This is a genomic window from Methylobacterium sp. J-077 (assembly GCF_022829365.1).
Taxonomy (GTDB): Bacteria; Pseudomonadota; Alphaproteobacteria; order Rhizobiales; family Beijerinckiaceae; genus Methylobacterium.
This window is the reverse complement of sequence record NZ_JAKSYJ010000140.1, coordinates 1-8,919: the sequence shown is the minus strand read 5'-3', so window position 1 is coordinate 8,919 and position 8,919 is coordinate 1. Positions and strand designations below refer to the sequence as shown.

Genomic DNA, 8,919 nt, shown 5'->3' with positions numbered 1-8,919 from the left:
TCCCCGCCCTGGTCGATCAGCAGCCCGTCGTCGAGCAGGCGTCGCAGGGTCTTCGGCGAGCAGCCCGGAGGCTCACCACAGCCGACGCGGTCGAGGGCGCGGCGCTCGGCCGAGGTGCGGCCGGGGTGGGTCATGCGGTCTGGGTCGGACTTGCTTGGCATGGTCAGTCCTTTCGTGAAGGGGATCGGCTAGAAGCCGCCATGCAGATCAGCACCGAGCTCTCGATCCCAGGACGCGCCGAGGAAGTCTGGGCGGTCCTCATCGACCTACCGTCGTACCCGCGGTGGAACCCATTCATCCGCAAGGTAGGCGGCAAGCTGGTGGAGGGTGCTGCCTGGAAAGCCGAGCTGACCGTAGACGGTAGGGTTTTCCTCAGCGTCCCGATCGTCATCACGGAGCTGTCGCACGGCACGAGACTGACGTGGCGAGGCGGCCCATCCAAGCTGATGACCGGCACGCACAGCTTCGGTGTGACGGAGGCGTCGGGCGTCGTGACCTTGGAGCAGTCGGAGAGGTTCTCCGGCGTGCTCGTACCGGTCGTCTTCCCTTTGCTGAGAACGCCGCTGACCCGGCGCTTTACCGAGATGAATGAAGCGCTGATGTCTGAGGTCGTGAGGCGCAGGGTTCCAGCGCAGGCGTGAACGCGCGAACCGGGATCGAGCCGTGCCTTGTGCTCAGCCGGGTCGTGGTCGGGGCGGGACGGCCTCCGGGTGTCGGCAGCGGGGATCATCGGCGCCTCGTCGGGCACGGATGGGGGTTTGGGGGATTTTGGGGGTCTGTTTTGGCCGCTACACGCAAACTGTCATGTACGTGTGCGCTTGCGGGTGCGGGCACACCCGCAACATGCACGCGCAAATTGATCCTGACAGTTCTTCGCGTTGGGATGAAAAAAACCCCCAATTCCCCCGAAACCCCCATATCTGGCGCGCGCATCAGAACATCGGTTCCGAACAGGGGCGATAATCGCCAGCCGGCCGGCCGCCAGGAAAGCCGTCGGTCTCGCCCACCCGACAGAGCGAGAACCGGTTTCCGTGGCTGCTGTCTTCTCTCATTTCGATCCGGTGGCCGCCGACGACGCGGCCCTTGATCCGAGACAGCCACTTGCCGAGGCGCCGGCTGTTCACGGCGCCGCCGTCGCCGGCCTGCCGCAGCAGCAGGTCCCGAAACTCCGGCGCGCGGAACTCCTGCACGTTGTAGTCGAAGCTCGATCCGGGGCCCTTTTCGCAGGCGGCTTTGGTGATGGCGTTCGTGGTGTAGCCGCTCGACAGGGTCAGATGCTCGCGCCAGTGCTCGAACAACTCGCGGATCGCGGACAGCTCCGGGTCCTCCTCGCGGGCGGTCTCCATGCTCACGACCGGATCGTCATGACCGAGCCAGACGAGCGGTGAGCGCACCATGGCGGACCAGTCCTCGTAGCTCCCGAGCGAGCCGCAGACGGTCGGCAAGCCCGCAACCTGGTAGGCGCGGATCACGGTGAGCGCGGCAGCGACGTAGGCCCCGCGGTCGGCCATCACACGGTCGATTGGGTTGAAGCTGAAATCCCGCAGCTCGGGGCGGTCCATCTCGGCGTCGAGCGAGCAGATCACCGCGCGGCGGGTCATGTCGCCCGTGCACGCCCATAACCGGGCCCGGCGGTACGTGGAAAAGCGGTTCCTCCTCCTGCTCTGGCGGGAATGGAGGGGCGATGGGTGCGCGCGAGCATCGCGTGAAGACGGCTTAAGCGTTGCGGCGTGAGCGGCAACGGGCTGCTTGCGCCGCCGTTCTTCTATCGGCAATGTCGATCGTAAGGCATCGACCCGATAGGCACTGACTATGAGCAATGGTTATGGGGGCCTGCCCTCCTTCACAGGTAACGACACACCACTGAGCCCGGCACTGCAGGATTGGTTGCAGCAGCAGCTCGCCCAGGCCCAGGCACCGGCCGCGGCACCCCAGGACGTGCCGCAAGCCACGGCGCCGGGCTTCACCGGCTACCAGCTGCAGACCCCGCCGACCGGCGCGCCGACGCCCGTGGTTCAGCCTGGGGCACAGGCGGCCGCCACGGGGCTGCTGTCCATGCTCGGGCCGAACAGCGCCGAGGCGGCAACGCCGGATCCCAACGACATCCGCGGCCGGTTCATCTCGACCCTGCAGCAGGGCGGTCTTACGAACCCGAATGGCCTCGGGGCGGTCGCGGCCTACGCCCAACATGAGAGCCGGTATTCACCCTCGAACATCACCGGATCGTGGTCCGACCCAAGCGAGAGCGGTCAGGCCGGCCAGTCCGGCGGCATCCTGTCGTGGCGTGCCGACCGCCTCGCCAACATGAAGGCGTTCACACAGGGCGCGGCCGACCCGGTGACGGCACAGGCCAACTTCCTGCTGCAGGAGAACCCGCAGCTCACGAGCGCCCTGCAGAACGCCAAGAGCCCGCAGGAGGCCAACGCCCTCATGGCGGACGCTTGGAAGTTCGCCGGGTACAATCGCCCTGGCGGTGAGAATGCGGCCCGGCTGGCGACCACACAGGCCTACGCGAACAGCTTCGCGGGCGGGCAGGCGCTGCCGGGGGTCGCAGCCCCTCGCGGCGGCTCGATGGGCTCGACGGCTCAGCAGGGCGGTTTCGGGCTCGGTGGTGTCGTCGGTCAGGGGGCTGCCGTGCCGGGACAGGCTTCTCCGGCCCCGGGCATCGCGGCGCTGTCGGCCCAGCCGCTCGCGGTTGCTTCCCCGCCGGCCGGGTTCTCGACCGACCCCGCCGCGCAGCAGCAGGAGGCCAGCCCCTACGCGCAGATCGGAAGCGCCCTCAAGAGCATCGCCGGCGGCCAGCAGAAGCAGGGCCAAGGGCAGAAGGCCGGCGGGATGGCCGGGGGCGAAGCGCCGGGCGGCCGGCCGATCTCGCTGCAGCAGGCGCGGGCGATGTTCGACCCGGGCAAGTTCTACGGGATGCTGCGCGGCGCCGGGGTGCGCGGCCAGGTGCGGGGATCGTAGGTCTGGCTGCGCTCGCGAGCGTGCACTTAGGTGGGCGATCGGCAGATAGGTGGGCGATCGGCAGAGCGGATATCGGATCCAGCTACTGCGAAGCTGCGATACCCTGGAGATCCTTGATCCGACCTTCGGTCTGCTTGGTCAGGCAGCCGATACCGATCATCGTCGCCATTGTGCCGCCGTAGGCGTCGAAGCGGGCGAGTTCGCATTCGGCATCGCGGAAGGGGATCCACTTCCGCTGGGCATCCTGGAGCGCTTGCCGATAGGCGCGCTGCCCCTCGGGCGGCAGGCCGGCCGTATCAATGCGTCCGAGCGCTTGGCGATAGGCCTCGTTCAGTCGGCGGTCGGCCGCCTTGAAGTCTCGATCCGCACACTCATTAAGGTCGGGCGTCGTGACCGCGTTCTTGCAGTCGAGGGCCCATGCGCGAGCGGTCGGGGAGCCAAGTGCTATCCCAACCATCGCGACGGCGATCGGCCCAGTGAGTGCCTTCGAGGTCAGTCCGGTATTCATGGCCCCAAGGATGGCGAGTGTAGGGGCGGCTGTCGAGGTTGATTGCGCTACCGAGCCCACCGCCCGAGGCGTCGTTTCCAGCGCTCACCAGCTGCCAGAACGGCCGGCGGCTTCGCGGCGCGTATCAGGCGAGGTGCTGGGGCATGCAGAACGAGTGCGGGCGCAGTAGCTGCGACCTCGACCACGGGCTCGGCAAGCGGCTCCACTTCCATCTCGGCAACGACCGACTTGGCTTTGGGCGGTCGCCCGCGCCGTGGCTTCACCGAGATCTCCTCTGCCACCGGTTTTGGCTCCGCCTCGTCCGGTGGAGCCTCCGTCACGATCAGGTTGGGAAGGATCCGGCGCGCCTCGGCGGCAGGTGCCCGTGGCTCGGCCACCGGAGGCCAGGACACGGCTGGCCGCGGGGCGACGAGTTCGGCAGCACGATGCGGGATGATGGGACGTTGGCGCCCACCCGACTTGGTCTCGACGGTGAAAGACCGCGGCGAGCGGTTACGCATGGTTTTGAAACCCTCGGGTCGATGGCGGCCGGCAATTGAGGCAATCACGTTTTGCCGGCTGTCCAAGCATCAGCGCACCGGCTCCATGTCGATCACCGGGCCGTTGAGGTCGTAGAACTCGTCCTCGTACCCGAACGCCTCGTCGTCCCCGTCATCCTGGTCCCGTCGCGGGCCTAACGGTATCACGACCGAGAACATGCCGAGGCACAGCGCGCTGGCGATCAGGGCCGTGAGGATTGCTACCGACATGCTGACCACCGAGCCTCGACGCGCTGTCGGCACGGTGTGGTGGTAGGCTTAAGATCAGGTTCCGGCGGACGCGACTCGCCTTACCGTCACGCTCGGGTACGCTGCGTCTCAACTGCAGGATGCACCTTGACCCGGGCCACCCTGCCGATCCTGCTCGCACTCGCCGCGCCGCTGCTGTTCACGGCCGCACCGGCCTCTGCCACGCCTGGCATGCTGAACGCCCGGGGCTGCCACGGCCATCCGCGCCACTGTCACCCACGTTCCGACTGGCGCACGAACCGGCACGGCAGGCACTACGTCGCCGGACACTTCTTCTGGGACTGAGGCTGGTCATGCCACAGCGCGATCGTCGCCGGGCGCCGGCCCGGCTTCTCACCACCACCTTGCTCGCCGCCACCTTGCTCGGGTCATCGGGCGACGTCTGGGCGCGCGGCGCGTGCAAGCTGTTTGCTCCCGAGGAGCTGCGCCACGGCACCTATACGAGCAGGGACGGATGCGAGGTGCCACGCCCCGAGCAGCCCGAGGGCTCAACCTGCGCCAAGCCGACGGACGCCACCGCGCACTGCCGCGACGGCGATTGGAGCTTCAGCCAGCACCGCCAAGGGACGTGTTCGCACCACCGCGGAGTGGCGTGTTGGGTCTCTGCAAGCCGCGACTGCTGCTAGGCCGAGCTTCAGCCTCCTCCCGCCACGCATCGCGCTCGGCCTGAACCGCCTCGATCAGCGCATGCAGGTTCCCAGCGTCGATCGCGCTCTCCATCAGCATGTCTTGGGCGGTCGCGAGCTGCTGGCGCAGTTCGGCGTTCTCACGCGCGATGGCGACAAGCAGGGCGGTCACGTCGTCGCCCATCGGCACCTGCTCCGGATCACAAGCAGGGGCTCTAGCGGTGCTCAAGCTTGACAGCAACAACATCTGCAGCGAGTGCGACTGCGCCGGCGAGGCCGCACCGAGTATCGAGGGGTGGAGCTCCCAGTGCTGCTCTGCCGGCGCTCAGCCCGCAGGCCGGTCGCTAAGTGCATGGTGGCGTGGGACGGTTAACAGACCTGATAGCAGTGTGAGTTATTCCAGGCCCCAACTAGTTCCACGGGCTGCTCTGGAACGTGGCCGTCGAGGCCCTGCCCGCCAATCAATAGTTCTGTCCACGCTGAGACGTCACATACATACAATGTCAAAGAATTTACACTTCACTTCGGTAGTATAAAAATATTATATCATAATTATGGGATCGTATTTTTAGAGATGCGTAAGGCGAAGCCGCCAGTTATATTGGTTAAAAACTTCTAGCTTGACTGGATATGTGTAGTCAATCTCTTGTTTAGATATGTGTTCAATAAGATTTTGGTCAGCAAGCTCGTCATTCGCCGAGACGCATCCTCCAAGAACAAGTCCAACTAGTGCTGCGACAAGAATAATTCGCATCGACATGTTCAATCTAACAGCAGAGGTCGCAGCCTGAGACAATTGTTCATGTACTGGTCAAACTCATGCGGCGGCACGTCGTTCACCCGGCAAAAGGTTTTTGCTGGCTTGCTCGATGCGCCTTAACCAATCTTCTGCCACGCTTGCTCGCAGTTCAGCAGCGCGTATGCGATCTTCTGCAGTTTGCAACTGAGCATCCGCCTTAGCCTGAATTTCTTGTCTGAGGCGTTCAGCTCCAGCCATTATTTCGTGCTGCTTTTTTTCCGTTTGTTCCCGCACTTCATTTGCAAGAACTTCAAGGTCTTTGATCTTATTCTGAGCTAACTTCAATTCTTGAATAAGAGCTTCATACGCAGCAGCTTGCTCTCGTAATCGATTTTCTTGACGATCCGCAGCGCTTTTAGCTGCAGTGATAGTATCGAGTACGCCGGTCCAATCTGAAGCTACTTGACGTGGCGATGTGGGAGGAGCACCGGAGGGCGCGCTTGCATTAATTAACGGCGATAGGTTGAACACCCCGGACGAAGGAGCAGCCAAATCCTTTGAACGATTAGCTAGAATATGTGCATCGAGGTCTACCCAGAAGGCCTCGTCTATTGCTGCCATCACCAACTCCCCATCCTTCCACCACGCTCAACAAGACAACGATTGGTATAGAGTGCAATCACTTGCTAATTGTGCCAGTTTGTTTTGGAACGGCAGGCTCTATAACAAACTCAGTCTCGATTGTTTGAGAAATCTGAATTAGCCAAGCTTCTGCAACTGCAGCGCGTTTCTCAGCCATATTTGCCCGCTCCTCGGCGGCTTGGATCAACTTGCTGGCGTGCACCTGCACATCTCGGGCGCGTTGCTCCGCATCCTGTACTTTCGCACTGGCCTCCTGCATGTCGGCCTGCACTTGCTCCAATATTTCCTGGACACGAAGTTCCTGCTCTTGAGCGCGATCCTCGACCTCGCGAATATAATGAGCCGCGCCGCGCACCCGCTCCAGTAGCCCAGGCCATTTCCCGGCAGAGGAAATCTCCTTGCTCGTGGTACGATCGATGGCTGCGCTGTCGATAGATGGTGCCAGGACGGTCACATTATTCGTCGGTCGGCTTTTACCTACTCCAAATGTGGAAAATGGAACCACTTCATCTTGCAATGTACAAATCGAAGCGAGTCGTTGTACCTGTTCCATAACTTATTCTCGCTACGACTATTATTACTTTTGTGCAATTAATTGGATTTATCCAATCCGACTATGTCTTAGACGAACACGAATTCATGTGACCACCCAGCAGCAGGTTTTTGGCAGCCGTATCGATGCGTTGAAGCCATTTTTCGGCCGTATCAGCTCTTAAATCTGCGACGCGGGCCTGCTCTTCAGTAGCTCGTATCCAAGCCTCCGTCTCTGCTCGTATCGTGCGTACCCGCCCCTCTGCTTCCGCACGGATTGCTTGGACTTGCGCGTCTGCATCGGCTTGAACTTTCTGCAATCGAATATCTGCCCGAGCCTGGTTCTCGTGCGCGCGCAGTTCAGATAATCGCAGAAGGTGCTGCGCCTCCGTCAGTTCAGTTTTTAGTGCTTGGAGCGCAGCGTCATGGGACACACTCTGTTCGTTCAGGCGCTTCTTCTGATCGTCGGCGATCCCAGCCATTCCGTTGATGATGTCGAGAGTGCTCATCCAATCCGCGACATCCTCTATCTCAGCACTGGAGATGCCGGATGCAGGTCGAGCGTCATTGACGACCGGATCAGGTGTGATCGGCGATGGTCCAACGCTGGCGACCTCAGCGTCTGATCGAGAAAGCGAAGGCTCGAACGTGCTCAGCGTCGGCTTGAGCATCAGGATCTCAGCTGACGGCTTCTCACTGATCCTGTCGAGGCTTTCCGCAACCTGCGTCAGGATATGGGACCAAGAGGCAGTGGGGGCCGCGACCATGCTGATTTGTTCCATCCTAAATGGGAAGCATGGCGGGATAGCGACACAATCATGGTTAATGAGTAGTTAATTTTAAGCGGCAATAGCAGGAATTTATAAGGGATCCTTGATCGAAGTTAATCATACGGTCGGATCATCGCCAGGGTCGATTATCATCGTGGTCGTATGGTCCAAACGGTTCTCAGGAAGGAATGATCAGTGCTCGTCAGCAGCCGCGCCCTAGACTGTCAAGACCACCTCTCGCGGCTATAGCGCCTCGACGTCCGACAAGCTTCACGCCCTTCTCGACTGCCTGAAGGAGCACCAGCGCACGTTCATCCTGGCGATGGCCGAGCACGATGGGTTGCCGGCAAGCAGCGCTCTGCGCCAGGTCGCCGAACTGAAGAACGTGATTGCAGCAGTTGAGGCCGTGTCAGCTCAAGATGCCAACCGGGAACGGCAGCCCAGCTGACGGTCGCCGGGACGGCGACGTCATTCTTGATCACGTGGGCGGCTACCGCGGCGGATGAAGAGGGACGCGATGCAGCTCAAAACGGTATCCTACCCGGGAGCGGCAGGGGCGCGGAAGTGGGGTCATCCCGCCTACAGACCAAGGCACCCGTAGTCACGGATCGGGCTGGGCAGGCCGATCCGCACCGTGGGTGCACAGGTGTGCAGAGAACATCTTCGAGCGTTTCCGAACACGTGCGAACGTCCGAGAGCATCGGCGCCGCTTCGGCCTGCTGCGCGGTGCTTCGATCGGCTTTGGGTCGAGGAAGCCGAGGCGGCAGGAAGACGGCTGTATACAGTTGTATACGGCTGAGGGACGGCAGCCTGCGGCAAGGCGCGGTAGCTGACGGCAGCGCTACGGCAAGAAACACGGTAGTGGGAGGGGTATCACACCAGACGCACTCAAGGTGTGGACGGCTCTTCTCACTGATCCTAAGCCCGCCTGTGCTGGGCAGGCACGAGCTCAAGATGGCGCCGTCGGTGCCAGCGGCGAGGCATGAGATCTATTTCGAAGGCTCCGCTGGATTGGTGCCCGAGGGGGATGCTGTGCGGTTCGGCAGTGGCGCCTGAGGATCATGCGCAGAGTCGCCCGTTGGGTTTGCTGCTGGCACCGGCCGATCCTTATTCTCCGCAATCGAGTGGCCGCCGGGGTTAGGTGCATCCTTGGCAGCCGACTCCTCCCGTGGCACCGGAGCTTGGCTCCAGCCATCCTGGGCGCTTCGGTCCTTGTCGCCCATCGCATCGAAGCCCTTGATCTCGCCGGGCTTAGTCTGGGCCTGCACGGATGCGGTGAGTGCCAGAGTTGCGAACGCGGCAAAGGCCACGCTCAGTGCAAGGGGAGAGCGGACCATCGTCTTGTCTCGGC

General features: G+C 62.6%; 12 protein-coding genes. 4 read left to right on the top strand and 8 right to left on the bottom strand.

The annotated features are described in order from the left end of the window. Positions 1-200: 200 nt before the first annotated feature. Positions 201-641 (top strand): SRPBCC domain-containing protein, encoded by a 441-nt coding sequence (locus MKL11_RS16760; protein ID WP_243945236.1) that lies wholly within the window; start codon positions 201-203, stop codon positions 639-641. A 291-nt stretch (positions 642-932) separates the two neighbouring features. Here MKL11_RS16760 and MKL11_RS16755 read toward each other — a convergent pair whose 3' ends face one another. Continuing rightward, entirely contained in the window at positions 933-1,601 is a 669-nt protein-coding gene (locus MKL11_RS16755; RefSeq protein WP_243945235.1) for a hypothetical protein, read from the bottom strand. Between the two features lie 211 nt (positions 1,602-1,812). Between MKL11_RS16755 and MKL11_RS16750 the strand changes: the two genes are divergently transcribed. Continuing rightward, a complete protein-coding gene (locus MKL11_RS16750; RefSeq protein ID WP_243945234.1) occupies positions 1,813-2,964 on the top strand; it encodes a hypothetical protein in 1,152 nt (383 codons plus the stop codon). 82 nt (positions 2,965-3,046) lie between these two features. Here MKL11_RS16750 and MKL11_RS16745 read toward each other — a convergent pair whose 3' ends face one another. Further along, positions 3,047-3,532: a lysozyme inhibitor LprI family protein gene (locus tag MKL11_RS16745; protein WP_243945233.1), complete on the bottom strand. Its 486-nt coding sequence runs from the start codon at positions 3,530-3,532 to the stop codon at positions 3,047-3,049. A 509-nt stretch (positions 3,533-4,041) separates the two neighbouring features. Beyond that, positions 4,042-4,221 (bottom strand): hypothetical protein, encoded by a 180-nt coding sequence (locus MKL11_RS16740; RefSeq protein WP_243945232.1) that lies wholly within the window; start codon positions 4,219-4,221, stop codon positions 4,042-4,044. Between the two features lie 126 nt (positions 4,222-4,347). Here MKL11_RS16740 and MKL11_RS16735 point away from each other — a divergent pair, with 126 nt between their 5' ends. Both MKL11_RS16735 and MKL11_RS16730 read left to right on the top strand, forming a co-directional pair. Then, the gene (locus MKL11_RS16735) at positions 4,348-4,545 is read left to right on the top strand and encodes a hypothetical protein (protein WP_243945231.1); all 198 of its coding nucleotides are present in this window, start codon (positions 4,348-4,350) and stop codon (positions 4,543-4,545) included. Between the two features lie 8 nt (positions 4,546-4,553). Then, positions 4,554-4,886 (top strand): DUF3761 domain-containing protein, encoded by a 333-nt coding sequence (locus tag MKL11_RS16730; protein WP_243945230.1) that lies wholly within the window; start codon positions 4,554-4,556, stop codon positions 4,884-4,886. Here MKL11_RS16730 and MKL11_RS16725 read toward each other — a convergent pair. The 5 genes from MKL11_RS16725 to MKL11_RS16705 form a co-directional block, all read right to left on the bottom strand. Continuing rightward, entirely contained in the window at positions 4,807-5,070 is a 264-nt protein-coding gene (locus MKL11_RS16725; RefSeq protein ID WP_243945237.1) for a hypothetical protein, read from the bottom strand. The two genes, MKL11_RS16730 and MKL11_RS16725, sit on opposite strands and share 80 nt — an antisense overlap. 633 nt (positions 5,071-5,703) lie before the next feature. Continuing rightward, entirely contained in the window at positions 5,704-6,246 is a 543-nt protein-coding gene (locus MKL11_RS16720) for a hypothetical protein (protein WP_243945229.1), read from the bottom strand. 58 nt (positions 6,247-6,304) lie between these two features. Next, positions 6,305-6,820: a hypothetical protein gene (locus MKL11_RS16715; protein WP_243945228.1), complete on the bottom strand. Its 516-nt coding sequence runs from the start codon at positions 6,818-6,820 to the stop codon at positions 6,305-6,307. Positions 6,821-6,881: 61 nt separating this feature from the next. Beyond that, entirely contained in the window at positions 6,882-7,565 is a 684-nt protein-coding gene (locus tag MKL11_RS16710) for a cell division protein DivIVA (RefSeq protein ID WP_243945227.1), read from the bottom strand. 992 nt (positions 7,566-8,557) lie between these two features. After that, on the bottom strand, positions 8,558-8,905 hold the full coding sequence (locus MKL11_RS16705; protein WP_409565871.1) for a hypothetical protein: 348 nt from the start codon (positions 8,903-8,905) through the stop codon (positions 8,558-8,560). Positions 8,906-8,919: the final 14 nt, after the last annotated feature.